The 24,662-nt window shown below is 51.7% G+C and carries 25 protein-coding genes and 1 tRNA gene; 12 read left to right on the top strand and 14 right to left on the bottom strand.

Going from position 1 to position 24,662, the window contains the following annotated elements:
• Positions 1 to 161: 161 nt before the first annotated feature.
• The 4 genes from AAGJ81_13300 to AAGJ81_13315 all read right to left on the bottom strand — a co-directional run bounded on the left by AAGJ81_13300 (position 162) and on the right by AAGJ81_13315 (position 3,261).
• Positions 162 to 1,157, bottom strand: a complete 996-nt coding sequence (locus tag AAGJ81_13300; GenBank protein MEM0967115.1) for a zinc-binding alcohol dehydrogenase family protein — start codon at positions 1,155 to 1,157, stop codon at positions 162 to 164.
• Between the two features lie 110 nt (positions 1,158 to 1,267).
• Positions 1,268 to 1,344 (bottom strand) — tRNA-Pro (locus AAGJ81_13305).
• A gap of 68 nt (positions 1,345 to 1,412) precedes the next feature.
• Positions 1,413 to 2,024 carry a DUF4126 domain-containing protein gene (locus AAGJ81_13310; GenBank protein MEM0967116.1) on the bottom strand — a complete coding sequence of 204 codons (612 nt, stop codon included), beginning with the start codon at positions 2,022 to 2,024 and terminating at the stop codon, positions 1,413 to 1,415.
• Positions 1,990 to 3,261 (bottom strand): hypothetical protein, encoded by a 1,272-nt coding sequence (locus AAGJ81_13315; protein MEM0967117.1) that lies wholly within the window; start codon positions 3,259 to 3,261, stop codon positions 1,990 to 1,992. Before AAGJ81_13315 ends, AAGJ81_13310 begins: the two co-directional genes overlap by 35 nt.
• A gap of 304 nt (positions 3,262 to 3,565) precedes the next feature.
• Between AAGJ81_13315 and AAGJ81_13320 the strand changes: the two genes are divergently transcribed.
• From AAGJ81_13320 to AAGJ81_13330, 3 genes are read left to right on the top strand one after another with little or no spacing between them, the layout of a single operon-like run.
• On the top strand, positions 3,566 to 4,411 hold the full coding sequence (locus AAGJ81_13320; protein MEM0967118.1) for an SCO family protein: 846 nt from the start codon (positions 3,566 to 3,568) through the stop codon (positions 4,409 to 4,411).
• A complete protein-coding gene (locus AAGJ81_13325) occupies positions 4,408 to 5,286 on the top strand; it encodes a hypothetical protein (GenBank protein ID MEM0967119.1) in 879 nt (292 codons plus the stop codon). Before AAGJ81_13320 ends, AAGJ81_13325 begins: the two co-directional genes overlap by 4 nt.
• Positions 5,287 to 5,308: 22 nt before the next feature.
• Entirely contained in the window at positions 5,309 to 5,713 is a 405-nt protein-coding gene (locus tag AAGJ81_13330; protein MEM0967120.1) for a hypothetical protein, read from the top strand.
• 8 nt (positions 5,714 to 5,721) lie between these two features.
• Here AAGJ81_13330 and AAGJ81_13335 read toward each other — a convergent pair whose 3' ends face one another.
• The 4 genes from AAGJ81_13335 to infA all read right to left on the bottom strand — a co-directional run bounded on the left by AAGJ81_13335 (position 5,722) and on the right by infA (position 8,798).
• A complete protein-coding gene (locus AAGJ81_13335; GenBank protein MEM0967121.1) occupies positions 5,722 to 6,660 on the bottom strand; it encodes a sugar nucleotide-binding protein in 939 nt (312 codons plus the stop codon).
• Positions 6,661 to 6,757: 97 nt separating this feature from the next.
• On the bottom strand, positions 6,758 to 7,657 hold the full coding sequence (locus AAGJ81_13340) for a hypothetical protein (GenBank protein ID MEM0967122.1): 900 nt from the start codon (positions 7,655 to 7,657) through the stop codon (positions 6,758 to 6,760).
• A gap of 51 nt (positions 7,658 to 7,708) precedes the next feature.
• The gene (locus tag AAGJ81_13345) at positions 7,709 to 8,452 is read right to left on the bottom strand and encodes a hypothetical protein (GenBank protein MEM0967123.1); all 744 of its coding nucleotides are present in this window, start codon (positions 8,450 to 8,452) and stop codon (positions 7,709 to 7,711) included.
• Positions 8,453 to 8,522: 70 nt separating this feature from the next.
• Positions 8,523 to 8,798 carry a translation initiation factor IF-1 gene (gene infA, locus AAGJ81_13350; protein MEM0967124.1) on the bottom strand — a complete coding sequence of 92 codons (276 nt, stop codon included), beginning with the start codon at positions 8,796 to 8,798 and terminating at the stop codon, positions 8,523 to 8,525.
• Between the two features lie 126 nt (positions 8,799 to 8,924).
• Between infA and AAGJ81_13355 the strand changes: the two genes are divergently transcribed.
• Both AAGJ81_13355 and AAGJ81_13360 read left to right on the top strand, forming a co-directional pair.
• On the top strand, positions 8,925 to 9,419 hold the full coding sequence (locus AAGJ81_13355; GenBank protein MEM0967125.1) for a nucleoside deaminase: 495 nt from the start codon (positions 8,925 to 8,927) through the stop codon (positions 9,417 to 9,419).
• A gap of 77 nt (positions 9,420 to 9,496) precedes the next feature.
• Positions 9,497 to 10,123 carry a superoxide dismutase gene (locus AAGJ81_13360; GenBank protein MEM0967126.1) on the top strand — a complete coding sequence of 209 codons (627 nt, stop codon included), beginning with the start codon at positions 9,497 to 9,499 and terminating at the stop codon, positions 10,121 to 10,123.
• Positions 10,124 to 10,218: 95 nt separating this feature from the next.
• On the opposite strand, the gene AAGJ81_13365 is transcribed toward AAGJ81_13360, so the two are convergent.
• The 4 genes from AAGJ81_13365 to AAGJ81_13380 form a co-directional block, all read right to left on the bottom strand.
• Positions 10,219 to 10,632, bottom strand: a complete 414-nt coding sequence (locus AAGJ81_13365; protein ID MEM0967127.1) for a hypothetical protein — start codon at positions 10,630 to 10,632, stop codon at positions 10,219 to 10,221.
• Positions 10,633 to 10,645: 13 nt separating this feature from the next.
• Positions 10,646 to 11,860: a lipid-A-disaccharide synthase gene (gene lpxB, locus AAGJ81_13370; GenBank protein ID MEM0967128.1), complete on the bottom strand. Its 1,215-nt coding sequence runs from the start codon at positions 11,858 to 11,860 to the stop codon at positions 10,646 to 10,648.
• Positions 11,861 to 11,865: 5 nt separating this feature from the next.
• A complete protein-coding gene (locus tag AAGJ81_13375) occupies positions 11,866 to 12,804 on the bottom strand; it encodes a Gfo/Idh/MocA family oxidoreductase (GenBank protein ID MEM0967129.1) in 939 nt (312 codons plus the stop codon).
• 339 nt (positions 12,805 to 13,143) lie between these two features.
• Entirely contained in the window at positions 13,144 to 14,970 is a 1,827-nt protein-coding gene (locus tag AAGJ81_13380) for a TonB-dependent receptor (protein MEM0967130.1), read from the bottom strand.
• 231 nt (positions 14,971 to 15,201) lie between these two features.
• Between AAGJ81_13380 and AAGJ81_13385 the strand changes: the two genes are divergently transcribed.
• Positions 15,202 to 16,179: a D-2-hydroxyacid dehydrogenase gene (locus AAGJ81_13385; protein MEM0967131.1), complete on the top strand. Its 978-nt coding sequence runs from the start codon at positions 15,202 to 15,204 to the stop codon at positions 16,177 to 16,179.
• Between the two features lie 112 nt (positions 16,180 to 16,291).
• Positions 16,292 to 16,789: a four helix bundle protein gene (locus AAGJ81_13390; protein MEM0967132.1), complete on the top strand. Its 498-nt coding sequence runs from the start codon at positions 16,292 to 16,294 to the stop codon at positions 16,787 to 16,789.
• A 70-nt stretch (positions 16,790 to 16,859) separates the two neighbouring features.
• Here AAGJ81_13390 and AAGJ81_13395 read toward each other — a convergent pair whose 3' ends face one another.
• The gene (locus AAGJ81_13395) at positions 16,860 to 18,092 is read right to left on the bottom strand and encodes a glycosyltransferase (protein MEM0967133.1); all 1,233 of its coding nucleotides are present in this window, start codon (positions 18,090 to 18,092) and stop codon (positions 16,860 to 16,862) included.
• A complete protein-coding gene (locus tag AAGJ81_13400; protein ID MEM0967134.1) occupies positions 18,089 to 18,304 on the bottom strand; it encodes a hypothetical protein in 216 nt (71 codons plus the stop codon). The genes AAGJ81_13395 and AAGJ81_13400 overlap by 4 nt, the downstream gene beginning before the upstream one ends.
• Before the next feature lie 737 nt (positions 18,305 to 19,041).
• On the opposite strand from AAGJ81_13400, the gene AAGJ81_13405 reads away from it, so the two are divergent.
• The 5 genes from AAGJ81_13405 to glnT all read left to right on the top strand — a co-directional run bounded on the left by AAGJ81_13405 (position 19,042) and on the right by glnT (position 24,649).
• Positions 19,042 to 20,016: an ABC transporter substrate-binding protein gene (locus AAGJ81_13405; GenBank protein MEM0967135.1), complete on the top strand. Its 975-nt coding sequence runs from the start codon at positions 19,042 to 19,044 to the stop codon at positions 20,014 to 20,016.
• A gap of 126 nt (positions 20,017 to 20,142) precedes the next feature.
• On the top strand, positions 20,143 to 21,528 hold the full coding sequence (locus AAGJ81_13410) for an ABC transporter permease (protein ID MEM0967136.1): 1,386 nt from the start codon (positions 20,143 to 20,145) through the stop codon (positions 21,526 to 21,528).
• A gap of 11 nt (positions 21,529 to 21,539) precedes the next feature.
• Positions 21,540 to 22,439: an ABC transporter ATP-binding protein gene (locus AAGJ81_13415; protein ID MEM0967137.1), complete on the top strand. Its 900-nt coding sequence runs from the start codon at positions 21,540 to 21,542 to the stop codon at positions 22,437 to 22,439.
• A gap of 2 nt (positions 22,440 to 22,441) precedes the next feature.
• Positions 22,442 to 23,218: a creatininase family protein gene (locus tag AAGJ81_13420; GenBank protein MEM0967138.1), complete on the top strand. Its 777-nt coding sequence runs from the start codon at positions 22,442 to 22,444 to the stop codon at positions 23,216 to 23,218.
• Positions 23,219 to 23,230: 12 nt separating this feature from the next.
• Positions 23,231 to 24,649 carry a type III glutamate--ammonia ligase gene (gene glnT / locus AAGJ81_13425; GenBank protein MEM0967139.1) on the top strand — a complete coding sequence of 473 codons (1,419 nt, stop codon included), beginning with the start codon at positions 23,231 to 23,233 and terminating at the stop codon, positions 24,647 to 24,649.
• The last annotated feature ends 13 nt before the right edge of the window (positions 24,650 to 24,662 follow it).

The raw sequence follows: 24,662 nt of genomic DNA on the forward strand, positions 1-24,662 counted from the left end.
AAAACCGACAACCTATTTCAGGACGCGACAAGTTTTCCGGGGTCGAAATCGAAATCGGAATCGCTATCGAGGGTGTTCGAGACCCGATTTCGATAGCGATTTGGAGTTTCGATTATTGTCTATTTGCATAGCGGATTAATATTGGTCTTTGCGACCAAGACCTACTCGAAGTTCAGCACGATTTTTCCGATAGACTTCTGAGACTGGATGGCTTCCTCCAACTTGAGAAAGGCTTCCAGCGCGTTTTCGAAAGGAACCTCGCTATGAACTTTTGCTATCAGGCGCCGCTCTGCCCAGAGTTCAGCAATGAACCGGCTGGACTGAGCCAGCTCCTCTGCACTGATATCGGGGACGAAGATCCCTTCCAGCTTGAGGGATTTCGAATAAAATTCTCCGATCGGAAACACTGGTTTGGCTGCGCGGCCCGCTAGGATATACCCAGTTCCACTGCGAGCGAGAACTGAAAACATGCGGTGTGGGTCCGGGTTGCGCCCGATTTCCACAACTGCCCCACAATGCCCGCGAGTCTCAGTGATCTCAGCAATCTCGTCGTCAGAAAACTCGGAAAGGTGTTTGGGATACGAATCCAGCGCACCCAATTTCTTACATTCGTCTGCCTTTTCCCCACTGCTCGTCATGGCGAGGCAATCCACCCCCCTCGCACCCAGAAGTTCGACTAGAGCTCTACCGACACTGCCTCCGGCACCGTTAACCAAAACCGATTGTGCTCCCTGCTTCATAATCCGGTTAAAAATCATGAATGCGGTAACTGACACCAAACCACTGGCAGCCGCCTCTGCGAAAGAAACCTCGGATGGCAAAGGGAACACCTTGTCCTCATCTACCTCAAGGAAGTCAGCGTGGCTGCCCTGAAGACCACCGGAACCCTGTAACACACCCCATACTCTCGTTCCCTTGGGATACCTTCTCTTCGACGACTCCTCGGATATCACTCCTGCAAAATCATTCCCCGGTGTGTAAGGAAACCCAGTGCCGGAACGGGCGAGACCAGTCAGAATATAGACATCGATCGGGTTGATCGACGCCGCGTGGACACGAACCATCACAGTCTCCTTCGATTCCTTCTCCCGCGTATCCTCGAACAAAGAAAGTTCCTTCAGATTACCGGGTTGATTCAGTAAAATGCGTCTTTTCATAAGAAGATCTTACACCCCCCTAATACCTCGCAAACAGACAATTCGGAGACTCTTTTTAAAACGGAATTAAACCCCCACGCGTTGATATCTACCTTCCAGCGTATGGACATTGGTCGGGCCGACTGGATTTGAACCAGCGACCCCTACACCCCCAGTGTAGTGCGCTACCAAACTGCGCCACGGCCCGCCAATGACCCCAACGATGAGAGGTCTCGAAAGTAGAGCAACGATAATCTTATGCCTACGGTCTCGATGCTAGTCTGAAAGACCGACAGGCGGCTCTCTTCGCCGAAAGAAAATGCGAACCAACTTAATCGCGAGGTATACCACGATGAAGACGATGATGAGTCCGATAACTAGAGGGATCACAAACGCGAGACTAGCCACTGCTATGCTCCCTCCGGTTTCCGCCGTTGCGACAACAGGATTCGCCAGTCCGCCACTCGTCGCGGTGGAAGCCCCTCTGGTTAGAACGGTCGTGCCTTGCACGACGCCAGCTGAGCCTCCTCCAAGCAAGAACCCTAAACCCCATTGCAGTGCTGCGTTCATTTCCGGAAGCATGGCAGTTGCAATCAAGGTGCCGCTACCAATCGCAGCAGGCGTTGCCACGGTGTCCAGAAGGTTGTCGACCCATGGAACGTAGTAGGAAACCACCTCTGCTACCGTCGCGGTTCCCAAGACTATTAGGACCATCGGGTGATCGAGCCAACCAAACTGTTCACCCAGATCAATATACCCCATGCGAGCGGCGATCGCCAAAGCGAGCACCGGAAGAAACACACGGAGACCTGCAGACGCGCTTAGAGCCAGGCCGGCAAAAACTGCCGTCAGTTCAGTTAGTTGCTCCGGATTTTCCAATGGGCTCATATGGCAAAGGATTGTAGTCCGGGGGAGGGGGCACTGGACGGGAAGTCGGCACGGGCATAACCCTGTCCAGACTATCGATCGGTTCCGCCACCGGCTCCTCTACAATGCGGACGACCGGATTAATAAAACGGATCGAGTGGGCTACGCCGGTCATTATCCCTCCACTCTCCAAGTCTTCCAACCGTTTCACCGCTGAAAAACGGGGGTCGACCTGCGAAAATGCAAGCAAACCCCGATCCCCTGCGATCGGTACGAAAAGAGTGAAACGAGCAAACATGCGATTTCCTTCCTTGTCGGCGAAACTCGCAAGTCCGACAAATGCTTCCATCTTCCCTATTTGGGTGAGAAAAGGCTCAGAGATTCGGACATCCTCCCAGCCATTAAGATACTCCTCCTCGATCTTCCGACGCAATTTACCCGATGTCATCCAAAGCCGTTCGTTGCCGTCGCTTCTTGGAACTAGAAATGGAAAGATCCGCAAATTTTCGGCAAGTTGCATTCCTTCGCTTGCGAGACTCAGTTTAATCACCTCCGGAACTCCCGAGCTCTGGTATTCGATGAACAAGTTCGAAGTGTCACGAGGAACTGCGAATGTAAAAAGAGGAACCCTGCTATCGATTCCCTCATTTTCGAGGAAGGTGCGGTCTACACGCAAAACTCTGCCCTCTGGGAGTCTGACAGTGAGGGAGCGGCTTTCGACCACCTCCTTCTCTGCCATCGGCACTCCAAAAGACTGCTCATTCATCGAAAAGACACTCGGCATAGAGACCTCTCCAACAGTCTCGAGCGATGTGGGCCAATCCGCCTCTTCAAAAGCCCGTTCGTAGTAGTCCCACTTACCTCTCATGAGAGTCCTCGAGTAACGGGCGTCTGCGCCAACAGTGCGGAAAGTAAAGCGGTAAGCCATCAGACCCGTCACCCCTTCTCTCTCTGCGTAAGAGATAAATTCCATCCGCACCTCCGTTTCGGCGCGGGTTGTCAGCAGATAGGAAATCCCCGCCTCCTCCGCCTGAGGTTCCCTGAGGATTCGATAAGTAAGATCCGGATAACGTTCCCTCAGTCGATCCAATACCTCGAGAACGATCCTTCGCGGCTGCTGTATTTCAGGGTAGTGGTGAATTTCTATCCGCTCCGTCCAATTCCTTTCATTAGACCCATAAGGATAGAAAAACTGCACTTCCCGCTCCGATGAACTCCTTTCACCCGCAAGGTAGAACTCTTTTCCTCCGAGAAACACCTCTTGTGCCGATGATGACCGACCCAAAAACAGCAGTCCAAGGAAGAAACATAAGAAAACCAAACGCACGATCGGTAGATTGATGGAGAGACCCTGAAAACGGAACGAGAAAATTCAGGGTGACGTGATGGGCCGGATTGGATTCTTCTGCACGGTCTGAGGGGCCAAGTCCTCTGCTTTCAGGAACATTGGAAGCAGACGCTAGAACAAGCCTCTCTAGACTCTGAAACCTCCTTTGGCTGAAACAGGTTCAATTGGTAGGACGATGGGATTAGTCGGATAGGCTTGAAGATGTATCGGTCTTGTGGAAAAGTTGAGTATGGTCAGGTGTGTCACTCTGTGTCTGTTTGCGTCGCTTTCATCGTCTCTCGGTGAATCGACTCCGGTAACCGGCGTGATCACATCGATGGATGCTGACAGTGGAACCGTAACCTTTAGCCCTGCGGACGGGCAACCTCTTCAAGATGTCGTTCTCGGGTCAGGCGATCTGGCTATTGGCTACGAAGGACGGGTGATCGAGGGTGAGCTCAACACGTCTGGTGCACAAATACGGCTAGAAAGGGTTTTTCCTGCTGAAGTCACAACAACCAATACAATGGACGGGGTAAACCGATCCTTGGTTCGAAGGGCAGCATCAGTGGGAAGAAGTGACAGCCTCGGGCGGGGCGACTATTTACCCGACTTTGCTTTGTTCAACCAGCGTGGCGAGGCGGTTTTTAGCAATAAGCTTCGCGAGAGACCCGCGGTAATGACCTTTATCTTCACCCGTTGTGGCGACCCAAAGATGTGTCCAGCCACCTCCGTCAGACTTGCCGAGCTCGGACAGCAACTTCAAGAAAGTGGCCGAGAAGACGTTCGCCTCATTGCCATCTCTTTCGATCCCGCTTACGACTCGCCAGGAATTCTACGACAGTATGGGGAGGCTTTTCGTTTAAACGGCCCCTCTTTTGAGTTATTGACTGGCGATCCCGAAACAATCGAGGCGCTGATGCGATTGGTTGGAGTTCGAACGATCGAGGAAGATGGCACCATTGTTCACAATCTTGTCACCCTTCTTACCGATGATCATGGGCGCATCGTTCTCCGCCAAGACGGGAGTCGCTGGTCCTCCGATGCCATCTATGGGCGTGTCCAATCAATGGAGCGATGAAACCCGGCGGGAAAAAATTGATTTCTACAGGGATCCTTACCCTTGTCTTTGCGATTCTCTTTGTTGGTTTGCGCTCTATTCCGGTATCAGAATGCCGGTTTCTCCACTACGAGCCAGTCGAGAATGTGATAGAAGGTGTTGAACCGGAGCTCTGCAGCGTTGCTCCTGTTCCCTTTGTCGATGTCGTAGCAAAACCGTTTCCAGTGGAGTTGGATATCCATGCGATCACACCAATGACCAACGGAGAGGTGGAGATCCTCTTTTCAGTTCTGGCGCCTGATGGGACTCCCCTACTTCCTCACGAACTGGCGATGACCCACACGAAGCGGATCCATTTTATGCTGATCGACGAAAAGCTGGACTCATACCATCATTTGCATCCGGAGCCTCTCGGTGATTCCGGCGACTATCGTGTGCGATTTACACCGCGCTCCGACCAGTACCGATACTTCGCGGAGTTTGTTCCGCTACAAACGAGACTCCTCGCGGTTGCAGACGGCTCGCTAAACGTGGATAGAGCTGTTCCTGCGGCACCTGCTTCTCCTTCTCCCATCGAGTTCTCTCTGGACGGAGTGAGTAACCCTCTGCAGGCAAATCGAGATCATCGGCTCACTCTCCGGCTCAGAAATGGTGACGACAATGGTGCTCTCCCTCTCGAGAAAACGATGGACGCCTACGCCCACCTTGTTGGCTTTGAAGATTCCCTGTCCGGCTACGCACACATGCATCCTCTCACAGTGGATCCATACATCGGAGAAACTGCTGAAATGGAGTTTGTATTTCACCCGACCCGGCCCGGCAACTTTCGAATTTGGGTACAGGTGCGCGCCGATGGGAATGACATCTTTGAGCCGTTTGACGTTGTTGTGCTGTAACGCACTTGAGAACACCACCTCAATGTCCGTCCGAATTGGCCTAAGCTTCTCAATAGGCCTCTTTCTCCTCTCGGCATGCTCGCAGCAAACGGACGAGCTGAGAGAGTTTGCTGAGACGTATTTGGAATTCCATGACGACCAAAATATTGATGGTCTAATTGGTTTGATTGCCATTAAGCAGGGAGGTCCTGAAGTCTTCGAAAAGATCCGCTTTGCCTTCTATGAGGAGACTCAATGGCCTCTGCAAGACATTCAGGTTGAGCCTCTAACCGACTCCGAGAAAAAGGTCCTTCAACCCTCTCTTCCAGGAGAACCAGCGTGGAGGGTGTTTATCGTTCTGGACACCGAAGACCGATTTACCTCCGAGTGGATCGCCGGCTACGTGAATGGACAGTTGAAACTACTGCTCCCGGGCGAAAAAGAATGATAGATATTCTACTTTCGAAACCTATGTCCCTCAGGAACCAGCATCTCCCGCAGACACGTGCGAACAATTTCTTCGGTGGGAGAAAGATGGATACCAGCGTCCCTCAACTTTCCAGTCTCCATGACACAATTGGAACGAGGAGTCTTCGCAGCCACTCGCATAAACTCCTCCTCTGATGAGAAAAAACTAAAGTCTTCGGGCAAAGGGTTTGGCTCAGAGGCTTTCTTTCGCCGCTCACCTTCTTCCTCAATCCACCTGACTACGTCCGACGTCTGGATCGGATCCGGCTGGGTCACATTATACACTCCAGGTTCAGCCCCTTTTTCCCACAGTTCAAAGCACGCTCTTACGTATTCGCCCAAATGAGAAATGGAGTTTTCTGCCTCCAGTAAACGGGCATAAGACATCACTTTGACCAGGTAGTTCCGTGGACTCGCCGTGCTATCGAACGGTATCCTCAACCTCCAAACGAAACAGTCCTTCGCGTCCTCAAGAATCTCTTCACCTAGCGCCTTTGTCCCACTGTAGAAACTGCACGGTCCGTTCCGAAACGAAAAGTTCGGAACATCTGACTCCAAAAATCCCCGCCCTGATTCATGTCTTCCTGAAAAGATGCATCCTGAGGACACATGACCCCATGGAGTCCCTGTCTCTTCACAAGCCTCCCGAATAGTCCCAGGTAAGACCGCATTGCCCAGCAGAGTATCTGCTTTGTGTAGTTCGCAGGCGTCGACGTTTGGCTTTCCAGTGTATCCGGCGGCGTTGATCAGAAAGGAAGGCCTGTGCTCGCGAAGGAATGAAATCAAGGTCCCTCTCTGCGTGTAATCGAGCTGGGCACGAGAGACATTCAGAAAACGGATCTGCCGACGCGTGAGGTAATCCTGGAACGCCTTACCTACGTAGCCGGAGCCCCCCAAAAGCAGCACGTTTGTCGGAGTGGTCGACATCACCAGAGTGTTCAGCAATTCGTCTAAAGGTCCAAGGAGGAAACAAACGAGGGATCGAGACTATCCCTCCAAACCCAAGCGATTGAGCAATAACCTCTTAGAACGTGTATTTCAGACCAAGGCCGTAGGCAAAGTGGTCACCGGGGAAAGTCGCAGTGTTTAGCGGAGTCGTCGTCGAAAAAGGACTAAAGAAATAGTCTACATCGATATCGACCGACACATAACGAAGGTAAATATTCGCCGAGAGGTGTTTGATAATCTCAATATCCAAACCTCCACCAATGACAAACCCAGTTGAGTCGTCGGGCTCAAAGCGGTTGATCACGGTCGTCCCTCCGTTGGAAAAAGTCCACTCAGGACGTGCATCAAAGCTGGTTCCATAAAACGCCAATCCGATCTCACCGAAAGGAGTGAATGCACTGCCGTTTTCGAAACGACCGAACGCGTAGATGATCGGTCCGTCGAGTTCGAAGGTTCCATCTCCACCACCACTATCCAGAGTCTTTACCTTGAACTGATCGTAGGAGATCCCCACTCCGAAATAGGGCGAAATCGCATACTCCAAGTAGAAATAAACCGGGGCAGCGTCTTGCTCCTCAGTCGTCCGATTCAAGCTTCCAATGAACGAACCATTAAATTCTTCTCCACTCTCAGTATCCGTCAAAGAATACCACAGAACACGCGTTCCGATCGAAAGGCGGTCGCGGATGTACTTGTCGAAGAACGAATCACCCCTTCTCTGAACTGGAATAGTCTCCTCAGGTTTCTTGGGAGCGGGCTTGATCGTCGCGTTTTCCTCCATCGCAACAATGTCCGCATCCTCACCTGCAACTTGTTCCTCTGCCTCAATAACAGCCCTCTCGGATGCGGTAGGCGTCTCTCCCGCTTCGCTTGCCGGTGCAGGAAAGCCCGTTTCCTGCGCGGAAAGGTTCCCCACCAAAAAAAGAACCGAAAAGAAAAATAGAACTCGTGAAACGTTAGCTGTCTTTGGATTCATAACGGTCATTAGCGGAAATGATTACTCAAACTACCGACAGAAATGCAAATCTTATCTTTGGGATACCGTCCTTGCCGGGATTCCAACCACCACTTCACGTTCTGGAACGTCACGATTGACTACAGCCGAAGCTCCGACAACCGCTCCCGACCCAATCGAAACCCCATCGAAAACCACCACGTGAGCGGCCAACCAAACATCGTCCCCAACGACAACGCCCCCTTTTCCATCGAAGTCATACTGCTGGTTCATCGGGATATCCGTGCGAGAGATGCCGTAGGTTCCCCCTCCGAGTATATAGACATAGGCAGCGATCATAACGTCTTCTCCTATCTCCACTTTGTTGGAAGAAAAAATCTCAGAATGAAAGCCCACATTGCTTCGTGCCCCGAGACGAATCTGACCACCCTTGCACGATAGTATGGATCCTCTGCCGATAAACACGTTCTCTCCCAGCTCGATCCCACCGTTGCCATCGCCCTTCGCGTCCAACAATACGCCATCGTCTACAATCACTCCTGAGCCAATCTTGATTCTCTTCCCGTGGCGGATCACGACGTCTTTCCCAAAGACAACGCCTGACCCACAATCCCCTAGGAGAAGAGGATACAAGTGCTTCCTTAAAAACAATCCCAAGGCTCCCGGCACCCACGAGGCAAAAAGCTGCACCAATTCGTAGACCACCAGGTCCCCCCAAGAGCGAGAACCGATGATCAGATCCTGGTAGCGCCTCAGGCTGGATGACTTCTCTCCCGCGATCTCCGACTGGACCTTGTAGCGTTTTGCTTCCGTCATTCGGTTCGGGCTCTCCTTTGCCCACAACCAGGTTTTTCAACCGGGGAAATTTGAAACCCCGGTACCATTTCTACCTCTTGTTGTTACGCGGACCGTAGCTCCGAATCGGAGCGTTCCGATTCGCGTTCGAGTTACGCAAGCGGTAAGTAATCCGGGCTTTGTCCAAATCGTAGGGACTCATCACCATCTTCACGGTATCGCCAGTTGTAATCTTAATGAAGTGCTTTCGCAGCTTTCCAGAAATATGGGCGAGCACACGGTGCCCGTTTTCCAACTCTACCCGGAACATGGTACCGGGCAGGACCGCCACTATTTTTCCTTCAACTTCTACTTCATCATCTGACATAACCAAACTCATCGTCGTCTCTTAAATCCTGATTGATGTCAACAACTTGCGAAACGGAGACTCTCGGAAAAACAAACGCTAAAATCGCTTGCCTTCACTACTCCCGAAAACGAGCGTTTCCCATTCATGGATTGTCCGTTCGAAAAGCTCTACCCCTCTCAGTTGGATCGAAATGATTCGTTCTACATGAGTCTTGCCTATAATCAGGCCCTGGAAGCTTTCCGCTCGGATGAGGTGCCGGTGGGAGCAGTGATCGTGCGGGAGAATGAGGTTGTAGCTTCCGCCTACAACGAAGTCGAGGCTACGGGTGACCCGACCGCACACGCGGAAATCCTCGCGATTACCCAAGCAGCCCGCTTCCTCGGCGATCAAAGATTAAACGCAATGACCCTTTACGTAACAAAAGAACCCTGCCCAATGTGCTCGGGGGCAATCATCATGAGTCGGGTCGGTCGCGTTGTATTCGGCGTATCCGATCCAAAGATGGGGTTTCTTGGTGGTGCGTTCAATGTCTGTGAAATTCGAACTCTCAATCACTTCCCTCTCATTACCTCTGGGGTTCTTGCAGACGAGTGTCATCAGCTCCTCCAGGCTTTCTTTTCCAATAAGCGGAAAAAATAAGCACTTTGGAAAGTTGACGAGTCTGCCAGTTAGCGGCCATCTTGGTGGCTTTCACAGAAATCCTAACGCAAATTATCATGTCCTACACACTACCAGATCTTCCCTACGGATACGACGCACTCGAGCCTCACATCGACGCTCGGACGATGGAAATTCACCACACGAAGCATCACAATACCTACGTGACCAAGCTCAACGGAGCACTTGAGGGTCATGAGTTGGCCGAAAAACCCGTCGACGACTTAATTGCTGACCTGGCAGCTGTTCCCGAAGCGAAAAGGACTGCCGTTCGAAACAATGCAGGCGGCCATTCTAACCACACCTTTTTCTGGAGCATTTTAAGCGGAACAGGAGGCGGCGAACCTACCGGTGAGCTCGCTGCAGCAATCGAAGCTGAGCTCGGTGGATTCGAGTCCTTGAAGGAAAAGTTCACAGATGCGGCCACCACCCGTTTCGGAAGTGGTTGGGCTTGGCTCTGCGTGGACGGTGACGGAAAGCTCTGTGTGTGCTCAACTCCGAATCAGGACAGCCCGCTCATGGCAGGCGTAGTTGAATGCGTGGGCACTCCGGTAATCGGACTCGATGTCTGGGAGCACGCCTATTACCTCAGCTACCAAAACCGCCGGCCGGACTACATCGCGGCTTTCTGGAGTGTCGTGGACTGGAATAAAGCCAACGAAAACTACCTCGCGGCCAAGAGCTAATTAGGTTCTGCTCTCCATTTTGACGGCCCGGATCTTCCGGGCCGTTTTTTTTTGCGTAGGTCAGAAAGGTGAGTTTAACTCCCCTAGAAGGATGATCACCCGTCAACACTTACCCCTCGTTCTTCCAAAGACTTAGCAAGTTCGGTGTTGTAAGCGTAAGCCCAGCGTTTCGCCTCCCTATTGTGATTGGCTTGCTCGTTCGAAATTTCGAAACCGGCAGTCGTCTCGATCCTCGTTCTTATTGGATTCTTCTTCAGAATCTCTTCCGATATCTCGTCGATTCCCGGAATCATCCAACTACTAACCTGGTTGTTATCTCCGTCATACCTGTTAAACCAGACCTCGTAGAAAACAATGTTGCCTTCATTAAGAGCCAGTCGAGCCCTCTCAATCGGGTCAGTCGAAACCAAATCAGTTTCTCTTTCCCGTGTTTTTTCGAGACCAACTACGTAAAACGCGAGAAACACTACGGCAAATAAACCCGCAAATCCTTTCCAAGCTTCATTCACTAAATCTCTTTCACTATGGCCCGATCATCGTCACGGGCTCACCGACTTCCGGTGGATCCAGATGGCTTTTGAGCCAAGCGGCAGGGTCAAGGTATCGATTCGCGGAGAGCAGGTTGCGAAGTGTCGCCGCAGCTTCCTTCGCCACTTCGGATGCACCTGAAGACAACATTCGCGCGACCTGCTCTCTCAATTTCTTAGGCGAAGCGGCTCCCTGGAGTAGCTCGGGATAAAAGGGTTTTTTCAACAAGATGTTCGCGATTCCAAGGTAAGGGATTTTTACGAACGTTTTTCCCAGCCAGTAAGTCATCGGATGTGCCCGATAAACAATCGTCCCGGGAATACCTGCCAAGGCACACTGCAGCGACATGGTTCCGCTGCTCGTCACTACCGCCGAACCCGTCGATCCATCAGAGACAAGCCGCAGTTCAGGCTCGAAAGGAAGCGTTACCTCGGACAGGATCCGTTCCAGTTCGCCCCGGATCCGCTCACCCGGGTAGAGGACGCGAACTTTTTTGTCACCCAGCAGGTCCAGAGATCCTGCCATACCCGCCAACATTCGTGGAAAAATGCGGCCCACCGCTGCAGAACGACTACCCGGAAGAAGGAGAATTGGACCGTCAGGATCATACTCGACCTGCAATTGAAAACGAGGGTCGACGAATGGATGTCCCAGAAAAAATGCCGACAGCGTAGTGTCTTTGTAGCACTCCACCTCAAACGGAAAGATTGTCCCAAGTTCGTCCAGACACTCCTGCATGCTGAAGCGGCGCTTCGCCTTCCAAGCCCAAATCTGAGGGCTGATGTAAAAAAGCACCGTTACCTCACCGCCACCCTTTCGGCTTACACCACGCTTCTTCAGTTCCCTTGCGAGGCGCAGATTAAACCCTGGATAATCGACAAGACAGACTACATTAGGTTTGTGCGTCTCAATCCAATTGATCGTCTCTGCGAAGAGGTGCTTGAATTCGCCATAGTGGGAAAGCACCTCAACGAAGCCGACTACCGACAGCTCTGTTAATTCGTAAAGAACCTGAGCACCGGCACCCTTCAGGGCCGGACCACCGAGGGCACTCACGGAAAACTCGGGGAAGGCTCCGAGAAGATCACGCACAGCTGTTGCCGCATGCTGATCCCCACTATGCTCTCCAGCGACGACAAGGAGATCGCAGCGACCGTTTTCCGGAGGAGCAAACGAGTGAATTTCCGGAACCTTTGACAAGTTTCCCATCAACGCTATTGCTGACTCTGGCGAATCTGCTCAGTGACCTCGAGTGCGATCTTCAAGGCCTGCAACCCGGAAACTCCAGAAACCTTCGGCTCCGATCCATCGCGAACACAGGCGAGAAAAGACTCTAGTTCGAGCTTCAACGGTTCGCCAGGTTCGATCGGAATATCATCGCGGACCAGACCTTGATCCCGCTTTCGCAGTAGATGCCCCTTTTGGTTCATGAAATCGAGTGAAAGATAGGACTCCGGCTGAAATACCCGAATCTCGCGCACCTTTTTCAGGCTAACCCGGCTTGTGTTGATGTTTGCCACACAACCATTTTCGAAAACGATCCGCGCGTTGGCGATGTCCTCTGTGGCGGACAGAACGTCCACGCCAACGGCTTCGATTTTCTTTACCGGCGACTGAACAAGCTGAAGGATCACCCCGATGTCGTGGATCATTAAGTCGAGCACGACGCCTACCTCGGTTCCGCGTGGATTGAACGGGGCCAACCGATCAGCGGTAATGTATTGGGGCTTGAAAACTGCTTCCTCTAGGAAAGAGGTCACCGGGTTATACTGCTCTACATGGCCTACCTGAACGATGAGATTTTTCTCTTTCGCCTTTGCCAGTATTGCGGATGCTTCTTCCCGGCTTTTACAGATCGGCTTCTCAACCATGAGGTGGCAACCGCCCTCTAACAGAGGCAGTGCAACATCAGCATGCCTATCCGTAGGAACAACGACGCTCACCGCGTCACACTTAGCGGCCATTTCATCCAATGAACCAAAACGTGGGCAGCGGAACTGCTCCGTGACTTCAATGGCCTTTTCGTCGTCGACTTCCAGGATCCCAGCGATCTCACAGTATTCCGGCAATTCGCTGTAAATCCTTACGTGATGTCGCCCGAGGTAGCCGACCCCGGCTACACCCACTCGCAATTTGTTAGTAGTTTTTCCCATTCTACTCTCAAGAATTGGACGATCCCAACGATCTGGCAACCCTCTGATGCGCTGCTACTTCAATCCATTTGTAATTGAATCAAGTCGAGATGCTCCAAGAAGGGAAAATCACCATTCAGACCAAATGACTGCGACAATGGCCATGAATTTCAGTAGTTGGAAGAGGGTTCACCCCTCTAGGGGAATTTTTTCTTTCGAGATCCAGATCGAGGCGTAAAGCCTCTTCCTACGAAGGGATAGGGATGATACCTCTAAAGATCTCCGTCGTCCTTTGCAGCGCTGACCTGGTGTCTGAGCCAGAGGTCAGCGGCACAATGGCGAGGCGGATTTAGATTTTTTTTAGAAGCGATACACCAGATTGGCGAAAAACGTCTGACCCTCACGAGGAACTCCCGGAACCTCTTGAAAATCGTCGTCCCACAGATTCCAAACCCCGACCCACAATTCTGCACCAGGAAGACGGTCTGTTTGAAACTGCAGGGCAGCGTCAGTCAGGAAAGCGGTATCGCCACTCTCCCGCAGAATATTCTCCCGTTGCAGACGCCACTCTGAATCAGTCCGAAACGATACCCACGATGCGAGCGTCCAATTCAGCGAAAGCGTGACCCGATGCTCCGGGTAATTCAGCGCGTAGAAACTCGCATCCACCTCCGAAATTCCGTAGTCTTCATCTTTCTCCAACCAAGCGTATCCGACCGAAAGTTTTCCACGGTCCCAACGGTATCGCCCGAGAAATTCGAGACCATAGACCCATAGATCGATTGGATTCGCGGTCCTCGCCAGTCCGCCAGAGGAATTGAACGTCCAGTCTACAAGATTATCATCCCGCCGTGCGAAAACAGCCGCATCGACCGACCACGGACCCTCATCCACACCACCCCCAACGGAGAGGTTCCAGGAAGTTTCGCGACCCAGATCCTGATTTCCCCTGAAGAGTCCACCGTTCGGATTCGAAGCAATCGCGGTGTACCCCGGCACTTGGCTCGCTCCCGATCCATCGACGTAGACTGCCCAACCATCACCATTCTGGTCCCTTACCGCATATTCCAATCGCGATACCGGCACCAACTGGCCACTCTCACGATTCGAATCATCGTATTTCCCTCCGAGAGTTCCGGTCCAAACCCCTTCCCCTCTCTCCCAACTCCGCTGCAACGCAAGACTTACGCCACCAAAGACCCGTGAATCGAATGAGCCAAAGGTAAGGGCAGTGCTTTCGATATGATCCGCATAAATCTCGAGGCCATACAAAACGATGGTTTCTCCGATCGGCTTGGCCCCTTTGATTGCCCCGCCACCGACCTTCGTTTCATGCTGAAAAGGATTTCCAACATCCGGGTTGAAGCGGTCAAAGTCGTAGTCGTCGGAGTTTCTCCGATAATAGGCAGTTGCTTCGAGCCATTCGTTGTCATCCGGTTGGTAGCGGTGATTCAGGAGAAATAGCCGTGTCTTTACATTCTCCAGTTCGAAAGAGTCAAAGGGAGCCGCATAGAGGTTTTGCAGACCAAAAATCTTGCTCTGGTAGCCCGCAAAAAGATCGGTCTGCGTCGAATCGCTCCTGCGTTGTAGACGGCCAGCGTAGCGGTAGAAGCGGTGGTCTGCATTCTCAAGGTCGCCATCCCCTTCCGAATGAGCAAAGTTTCCGTCGACCAACCAATCTCCTCCCCATCGGTCAGTCGTTAACTTTACACCCCCTTGTAGTTCCTGAACATTGCCGTTGTATTGACTGAATCCTACTAAAACACTGCCTCCCTCCTCAACCGGTGCCCAGCCCCATCGAATCGATCCCGCAGTCGAGTTGAATGATCCGAGCGTATTTGCGGAACCTGTAAAAATCTGTGGCTCGAGTAGCATGGCGGTCGGCACCGGAATCTCAGCATAGTAATGCCCCGTTTGAGGATCGATGAGGGTAGCTGAACCAAGGACAAACCCAGTGCTTTCAAACGTTCCTCCTCGAATCGTCACATCCGCCTGCGCCTCATTAAAAAGACGCCCCTGCACATCGACCCGCGGGTCGAACTGCAGAGCCGTCACCGGGGTTTGGTAAGTAGCCGAGGGAGTCGCGACAGCAGGAACCAGAACGGGTGGAGCACTCGGCTCAATCAAAACCGCTTTGGCTGATTGAGAGACGAACAAACTGAAAAAAAGAAGACACGATCCACGCATCTGAAGTTTCAAGAAGAAATTTCTGAGGAGGACAATTGTTAACTCCCAATAAATTTAGTTAACACAAAAATCGGCTCCTGAAAGACTCTACACCTGGCGATATCCCCTCCATTTCCTTGTCCCGGACCTGCCGAGTAGAAAAAAAGATCTTTCTAACTCCAGAAACCTCACTCCTTTTAAAATCGAAAAGATTCTCGTCCCTATTGAAACACAACTTTTATGCTGAGTCCCATGAAGCTACCTATCGTAGTTCTCGATTCCTTTACGACGTCTCCTCTGGCTATCGATGAGACCCATCCGGAACATCCTAGCTGGCATACTCTCGCAGCCCTTGGAGATTTGACTCTTCATCACCGAACGAGTGCCGAGCAGCTTATCGAGCGGGTAGGAAAGTCACCGGTAATTTTTACGAACAAAGTCGTGCTCTCCGCAGAAACTCTCCAGGCACTTCCGGATCTCCGCTATGTTGGTCTCATGAGCACCGGGACAAACGTTATCGATCTCGGGGTAGCGCGGGATCTGGGAATAACTGTCACCAATGTGCCGGCGTACTCAACCGCTTCCGTTGCTCAACACACAATAGCACTGCTTTTAGAGATGGCGGGCAATGTATCCGCTCATGCGGAACTGGCGCATTCGGGAAAATGGTCCGCACAATCAGACTTCTCTGTCCGAGCAGGTCCTATGATTGAATTGGCCGGGAAAAAGTTTGGAATCGTGGGATGCGGAGATATCGGCCAAGCAACTGCTAGAATTGCTGTCGCTTTGGGAATGGAGATCCTGGTTTATTCGCGCTCTCGCCGCGAGACTGATTTTCCGTGCAGATGGATGGATAAAGAGGAATTTCTTCATTCGGCCGATGTGGTCTCACTCCACTGTCCGCTGACTCCAGAGACCGAAGAGTGGATCAACCGGACTACTCTCAGCCAAATGAAACCGGGCGCTTTTTTAATTAATACCGGGAGAGGGCACTTGGTCGACGAGCAAGCTGTTGCCGATGCTCTTCACTCAGGACATCTCGGAGGCTACGGTGCAGACGTGACAAAGGAGGAGCCACCTTCTCCAAACAATCCTCTCTTTGGAGTCTCCGGCAGCCTCATCACCCCGCATGTAGCCTGGGCAAACACAGAGGCTCGCGCCCGTCTTATAGCCACCCTAGCCAAAAACCTGGAGGCATTCCTAAACGGTAATCCACAGAATGTAGTCTAGAGAAAGGTTTTCATTCCTTATAATAGTGGCCGAACTCCACACATTAGCTTTGGTATAAGGGTGTAACCATCTCCGAATTGACGTCACAACCATTTTCCAGTTTACCGACAACATGCCATATCGTTCGTTCGTCGACTCGCCACTCTGGAAGGAGGCCTCAGCACTGGCAGATTCTGTTCTCGATTTTAGTAGGGGCATAGAGGATTTCTCCCTCCGCAACCGAATGACGGGGTCCGCTGTAAAAATCCCTTTCCTGATCGGAGAAGCCACCGAATCCGGCAGTATCGAAGAAATGAATGATCGTCTCAAGAGAGTCGAGGACCCAGTCAGTGAACTGCGCAGTGTCCTTACCGAGTCGAAGGAACAAGGTTTCGCTCCCGGTGCGGACTATGAGTTGATTCAGGAGCACTGTCGGCACCTTCTTCGGAAAGTTCAATCGGAAGCATCCGGCTCAAGAATAGAGACTGAGTCTCTCGATGAAGAGGAGGGGCTGAAGGTAACGAAGAAGCCTGAACCCGTCCCAGCACAACGAGCTGCACGAATTGAAATCGGTCCACCAGAAACCACTTCCAGTGTGGAAAGGGTCACCGGTAAGGCTCCGAAACAGTAGCAGATCGTGCTACAGGACGAGACGACTCGCTCTGAGATACACAAACCAGCCAAAACGCCCACTCTTCCAATTATTTAGCGAAAGTTTCCATCCAAGTGCATAAGGACTCTCGCACTTGAGAATTTCGAATTCGAACCCGAACTGAGTCGCAGTTTTCCCGGAATGTACGTCCTTCGAGAACAGTTCGTATCGTCTCCATGAATTTCACGCTATTCAGCTGGCTGTAGCGAACCATCTTTCCAACCCCAAGCCGTTCTATCCGGATGCCGTTATCCGGTTGGTCATAAGATCGAGGCACGATAACCTGTGGAACTCCTGCCTGAAGAGCGCGGGCAAGAGTTCCGATGCCGCCGTGATGCACCACTACCGAGCAGAGAGGAAAAAGGTCCTCGAATCGAGCCCGATCAATGTGGAAAACATGGTTGGGGAGATCTATTTCCGGTCGCTTTAAGCCAACCAGAAGACAACGTTGGTCCAGCTCCTTGCAGACCGCTACTGCACGACGATGAAAGGAATCGGTGTGAATATTGGCAGAGCCATGGGTGAACAGAACGGGCGGCTTTCCATCCTCAAGAAACCGGTTCAGAGATTCGGGGAGCGGTCGTCTCTCCACCGTCTCGACAGGGAACCCAAACAACTTTAGCTGAGGGGGCCAATCTACTTCTTTCGGAGCAAACCACTCGGGAAAAAGTGCAGCTACTCCATCACATCCATTGATGGCTTCAGCATAGAAATCATCTATCGGACGAAGCCCACAGGACCGGCGAAACTCATTTAAACTCTTCTTACCCTCTCCCCAAATGCGCCAATCAACCAGCTTGTAAAGAAATTGCCTCAACCAGCGCGGACTTCGGCTTAACCATGCCAGCTCAGGGACAAAGACAGGAGTGTTTTCAAGCGAGCGGAAGACCACCGGCTGTAGATGAACCGTAACGGACGGTATCTGCAATTTCTCGGCAACGGACCGAGCACTAACCGCTAGAGAGCCCGTGACCATAAGATCAGCACCCTCAGCGATCTCAAAAGTGGCGGTTCCCAACCGTTCCATGAGTTTCGCTACCTCCCCCATCAAGACCTCAGGACCCCGAAAGCGGTCCCAAAGCAAAGGATTTGATAGAAGCGAAGCGAACTCTTCCTCCGTTCCGAGAGGGTGCCATTCGAATCCCCGCTCCTCTGCAAGGAACGAATAAAAGGGTGTAAGCAAAAAGACTGGCTCGTGCCCCTTCCTTGCAAGCCCGTCTGCAATCCAAAAAAGGGGATCGACGTCTCCCTGCGATCCGAAAGGAACGCAGAGTATTTTCACTCGAACGAACCCGAAATCGACTCTTTCATCGCTGCCTCTTCAGACGGGTTTAGCTGACCACCTTCCGCGAAATCGTCCACTGTGTCCTCCTGTATTGCGTCGAGACCAGAGGAAGTCCGGTCTTCCCTACTCTCATTCAAATTCTTCCGAAACCCCGCGCAACCCGAGAGGAGAGAAAGAGCCAAAGAACAAGCCAAAAGTATGCGAACCATCCTCAAACCTTTAATCGACGATCACCCAGCGCTTCAACGGGAAAGAGAAGCGTGGTATTAATTCGCTACTTAAATAGAAAATACTCGGGATTCGATATCGGGATCGAAACCGGGTCCCGAGTGCTTTCGATCGCGATACCGATTTCGATTTCGATTTCGTATAAGGCGCGGTTTAATAACGAAAATCATCATCTGAATTTCTCAATGAAGCACCTACCCTCCCCAGCCTCTTCCTGTGGAAGCCTGGCGATTCATTTCAAAAACGACAGCGTGGTGTCATTTTGACCCTAATCCGGTTAAACTTCCAACGTCGAGGCTTTGCGACTCGGCCAGTGAGGTCCAGCGTTCTGAGGATTGTCGATTTCACGGGCGATAATACCGGGTTGCCTACGAAGGCTGAATATAGCCACCGAATGTCCTCGGTTTGTCGGGATATACCAAACGGGTTCGTTGCCTTCCTTCCATTCTCTTTTTGACCACGGATATCACGGATTACGCGGATAGGATTTCTCTTCAGTTTTCTTTTCACATCCGTGCTCATCCGAGTAATCCGTGGTTCAAATTCTTCTTTCTCCCATATCAGGCCAGACGGTCGTACCTTCTCTTACCGATAACTTTACGTGGTGCTGGCATATCAAATGCTCATCGCGGGTGACCAAAGAGATCCATCTTTGCCCACAAATCGAAAACACAACCACATCATGATCAAGTCAGCCTCCCTTAACTCGCTCTACAAAATGTTCCGCGCAGGTATTTGCGCCTCTTTCCTTGTAGCTGCCAGCTTTCTCACCGCGAAAGAGCCGCTAAAGATTGGTTATAGTGATTGGCCGGGGTGGGTCGCGTGGCAGATCGGAATTGACAAAGGTTGGTTTGAGGAGGCTGGCGTCGACGTAGAATTTCTTTGGATGGATTACGTGGCCTCTATGGATGCCTATGTAGCGGGTAACATTGATGCCGTTTGCATGACCAATGGGGATGCCCTTGTCACGGGAGGCACTGGAAAGCCATCCGTCGGTATTATCATCAACGACTACTCAAACGGAAATGACATGATTGTTGCTGCACCGGGTATCGAGACTCTCGAAGACCTGAAAGGCAAAAAAATTGGAATCGAAGAAGGCTTCGTCGTTCACCTCCTTCTTCTCAAGGGAGCTGAACTCGCCGGGATTGATGCAGCGGAGTTTGAAATCGTTAATGTGCCAACCAATGAAACGCCTCAAGTGCTCGCTTCCGGGGCTGTCGATGCCATTGGTGCATGGCAACCGAATTCAGGTCAGGCACTGAAGACTGTTCCTGGTTCGAGCCCTGTTCTTACCTCTGCAGATGCTCCAGGAATCATTTATGATCTGCTCTTTGTTGATCCAGAAAGCCTGGAGACTCGCCGCGATGATTGGGCGAAAGTTGTGTCTGTGTGGTATCAAATCGCCGACTACCTGAAGGACGAAGACAACATCGATGAGGCACTCGAGATTCTCTCTAAGCGTGTGCAGCTCACCCCCGAAGAGTACGAGCCCTTTTTCGAAGGCACCTACATTCTCAGTCTCGATGAAGCCCTTGAGGTTTGGAAAGACGGTGACGGACTTGGTTCGGTCTATGGGTCCACCGAAATCTCCGACAAATTCAATGTAGAGCAAGGTGTCTATGAGGAACCCCTCGAGACCGACAAATACCTCGACCCGAGCCTTACTCTCGAATACGCGGCTTCCAAATAGTTAGAAACTCGCTTTTCAAACCTTTGTGTTTGCTTGCTGAAGGCGGACCATTCTCAGTTGGTTCGCCTTCGTTTTATGCAGAATCGAGGACGTCGTACAAGAGAATCCGAGTAACCCAACGGCACCATGAAGAAAAATAGGCCGAAGGTGAAAAAGCACCCATGGTTTGCGGTTCGCAAGGATTTAGAAGGTAGACGGCGCCTTTTCCTGACCATCTGTTCGTTTCTGTTGCCATTAGCGATCTGGTGTTTTGTCAGCTACACTCCCTTTTTCTGGCACCCTGATATCAAGCTTCAGATTTCGGCTGATCGTTCGAACGTCACTACCGTCTATACAGCGGGAAATCACATAACGAGAACGGCAGATGAACCGGGAGGGTTCGACTTCAGTGTATTTCAGCAGCAGATCCGGGACGAAAATGCGGCTCTGCGGGAAAAACTCGATGCAGGCGAAGAAGTAAGAGGTTCGCGACGGAACAATATAAAATTGCTGAGGCACATAGCGCCTGTCGGAGTAGCGAATGGTTGGATCGATCGGGATCAAACGACTGACGATGCGGAGATTTATGCAATCTGGAGGGGCCTCGCACTCGGAGAGTTGAATCCGAGAAGGGTGCAGATTTCCGATGAAAATCTTGAGGTGATCAAGAGTAACTGGGCAATCCTCGGTAGCCACTCCGAGACTTTTGATTCCAAGGAAATACCGTCTCAACCATTGCTGAAACTTGTTCCTCAGGGGGTTCCAGCTAACCCGGACTACTTGCCTGCCCCACACGAAGTTGTCTTGAAAGGGTTTGAGGATTTTACGTTCGTTTCCGAAGGAGATACTCCCTCAATGTTTGAACGTTACCTGCACTCACTGAAGGTCGTCTTTTTAGGGTTTCTGATGGCCGCTCTGATCGGTGTTCCCCTAGGAGTTCTCTGCGGAACTTTCGATCTCTTTTCAAGACTCTGCGAGCCGTTCGTGGACTTTTTCCGCTACATGCCGGCACCCGCCTTTAGCACTCTTTTGGTGGTCATTTTTGGAGCCCATGACGCTCCAAAGGTGGCCTTGGTTTTTGTTGGCACCTTCTTTCAGCTCGTGCTCGTTGTTTCCAACACTACGCGTCAGCTAGATGGCGCCCTTCTCGAAGCCGCGCAGACGCTCGGGGCAAAGAGTCTTACGCTTATCCGAAGAGTAATTATTCCCGGCATTACTCCCAACCTTTACAACGACTTGCGCATCTTGCTTGGCTGGGCGTGGACTTGGCTCGTGATTGCAGAATTGATTGGAGTGAAGAGCGGGTTGACTGAGTTTCTCGAAACCCAGGGGCGCTTTCGAAACTTTGATAGCGTATTCCCGATCATCATCTTAATCGGAGTTACAGGATTCGTGACAGACCAAATTCTCGCATCGCTTCGGAAGTATTTCTTCCCTTGGACGCCGGAAGCCGCGGAGAAACGGCACGGGTTCATAGGACGTTTTGTAATTTGGCTCATCAACCGGAACACTTACAGAAAACCGGCGAGTTAGAAGGCAGGAAGATGAGCGAGATTGTTAAACTCCCAAGCTACAAAGATCAGAGCGAATCCGTTCGTGCGCGATTCGCTGAGCTCTACCAGCGTCCGATTAAACTCGATGTCCAAAAACTGAGTAAGACCTTCTCCACGCCAAAGGGTGATCTAACGGTATTGCATGATCTCGATTTCAATATCCACCGTCGGGAGTTTGTTTCGGTTATCGGACCGTCAGGGTGCGGTAAATCGACTTTGATTCGGGTCCTTGCAGGGCTCGAGACAATAACAGACGGGGAATTTCTTCTCGATGGCCAAGAGATGATCGGGCCAGGCGCCGACCGCGGCATGGTCTTTCAGGGCTACACGTTGTTTCCTTGGTTGTCCGTCAAGAAAAACGTCATGTTCGGTCTCGAGGTAAACGGCATGTCGGGACCAACCGTCGAACAAGAGGCTATGCAATGGATCGAAATGGTGGGACTAGCGAATTCTGCAGATAAGTATCCGAGACAATTATCAGGCGGAATGAAGCAACGGGTCGCAATTGCCCGGGCTCTAGCGAATCAACCTCAGATTCTCTTTATGGACGAACCTTTCGGAGCTTTGGATCCTCACACGCGTTGTCAGATGCAGTCCCATCTATTGAAGATCTGGCGAAACGTAGATGTTACCATCATGTTTGTGACACACGACTTGGAGGAAGCGATCTACCTCTCCGACCGGATCTTGGTCCTGAAAGCCAATCCGGGCGAGATCGAGGAGTTCATCGAAGTACCAGTGCCGCGTCCACGCGAGCCGGATTGTTTGTTGAGCCCAGAGTTTTTGGCGACAAAGCAACGCCTTGAGGAGCTCATCCATCCAAAGGCTCATGAACCGGAGGAAGAGCTGCCCGTTATTCGAATGACTCTCAAGAGCGACGATGTTGAATAGGGATGCAGGATGCCACCTACAGTCCGTGGTCGGCTATGACGTGGCCGGAAATCCTCGAACGAATTGACGGTGGCTGTGATGGGGTAATTCTCCCTCTCGGCGCAACCGAGCAACACGGCCCTCATTTGGGAACCGGCATGGACAGTGTCCTTTCCGAAGAGGTGTGCCGGGCTGCGGGTAAGGCAACTGGTGTTCCGGTCCTACCGACGTTGCCTTACGGCTGCTCAATTGGCCATTCCCACCGATGGCCGGGGACAATCGCCCTCAGCCCCACGACAATGATCGCGGTGCTCTGTGATATGGGCGACTGGCTGTATAAATCAGGTATCCGCCGCTGTTTTCTGGTGAATGGTCACGTCGGTAATCAATCAGCGATTGGATGCGCCTTAGATACCCTGCGCTGTCGATATGACGATATGATGGTTTCAAATATAAACACTGGGAACATAACCCCGGCAATCGAAGCAACTTTCTCAGCAGACGCAGATGACTGGCACGGAAACGCAGCCGAGACGAGTCTGATGATGGCACTGTCTCCGAAAATGGTCCGAATGAATGAACTTACGAGCGCCGACGACCCAGACCGAACGGGCGAATGCGTTTTCTTTCATCCGGTAAATCGCACCAGCACAAACGGAGTAACCGGACGGCCCAGTGAGTCTTCAGAAATAGCAGGTAAACAGCTTTTTCAAGAGCTGGTTTCCGCACTCAGTAAGCTTGTCGAAAAAGGTCTTAAAGAAAAACCTCCTCTCGATGCCTCCTACGATGAGCGCGTTTAACTGAATTTTGAAATGACAGAATTCTACGATAAGTATAAGACCGCCGCTGGAAATCTATACTCCAAGGAAAAGTGGACTGACGCTCAAATAGCCGCGATTCAGGACGATTTAGAGAAGGCCGGCGTCAAGTATTGCGTCGGTAACTACGTCGACATCCACGGAGTTCCTAAGGGCAAGGTTGTGCCTCTTAGTCATTTCTCTGAATTCGCTCGCGGATCAGAGCTCTACACAGGTTATGCACTCGACGGTCTCGGCCAGAGTCCCAATGACGATGAAATCGCCTCCAACCCGGATTTGGGCCTGATCATACCGCTCCCATGGAACCCCGAGGTTGCCTGGATTCCGGCGGACAACACATTGCATGGTGAACCTTACGAAGTGAACACCCGTGTCTTGCTGCAAAAGGTGCTCAAAGAGGCTGAGGCTATGGGTTTCGGGATGAATCTCGGTATAGAGTGCGAGGTCTTCGTCCTTCACCACAACGATGATGGATCGCTCGAAATTCCAAATCGCGACGACGATCTGGAGAAGAGCTGCTACGACTTCAAGCGGTTTATGGATCGCTACGGTTGGCTGGATAAGATGGCCACAACCATCGATAGCCTTGGATGGGAACTCTATTCGTTCGATCACGAAGACGCGAACTCTCAGTTCGAGTTTGATTTTAAATATTCCGACGTTCTCACCATGTGTGATCGCTTCGTTTTCTTCCGTTACATGGCGAAGCACTACGCCTCTGAAGAAGGACTCATCGCGACTTTCATGCCTAAGCCATTTGCAGATAAGACGGGCTGCGGCGCGCATTTCAACATGTCTCTTTTCGACAAAGACACGGGGGAGAACCTCTTTGCGTGCAACAGAGCTGACGACCCGCGGGCGCTCGGGCTTAGTGAGCTTGGTTATCAGTTTTGCGCCGGCATCCTCAAGCACGGTCCAGCCCTTTGTGCAACATTCGCGCCAACGGTAAATAGCTACAAACGCCTCGTCAGGCGTGGCCTCATGAGCTACTACTCATGGGCCCCTGTGTTCAACTCCTACGGTAGTAATAATCGGACGAACTCTCTCCGCATTCCAATGGCTGGGGGCCGCATCGAGTCGCGGAACGCCGATGCATCCTGCAACCCCTATCTCGCTGCCGCACTTGCACTCGCCGCCGGACTCGAAGGAATCAGAGAGAAACTCGATCCAGGCGATCCTCAGGAAGATAATCTCTATGAACTCACTCCCGATCAACTCTCTGGCCGTGGAATCTCAGAACTCCCTAGTTCTTTGGATGAAGCTGTCAAAGCGTTCTCGGCTGACTCTTTCGTTGAGAAGGTCCTGGGTGATGAGTTGCGGAATGAATTCATCACCTACAAGTCCGAAGAATGGCGCCAATACCATCAACGGATTAGCCAATGGGAGGTTGATCAATACGCTCGGCTTTTCTAAAGCTAGTTTTTTG

Source organism: Verrucomicrobiota bacterium (genome assembly GCA_038744685.1).
Classification (GTDB): domain Bacteria; phylum Verrucomicrobiota; class Verrucomicrobiia; order Opitutales; family Puniceicoccaceae; genus Puniceicoccus.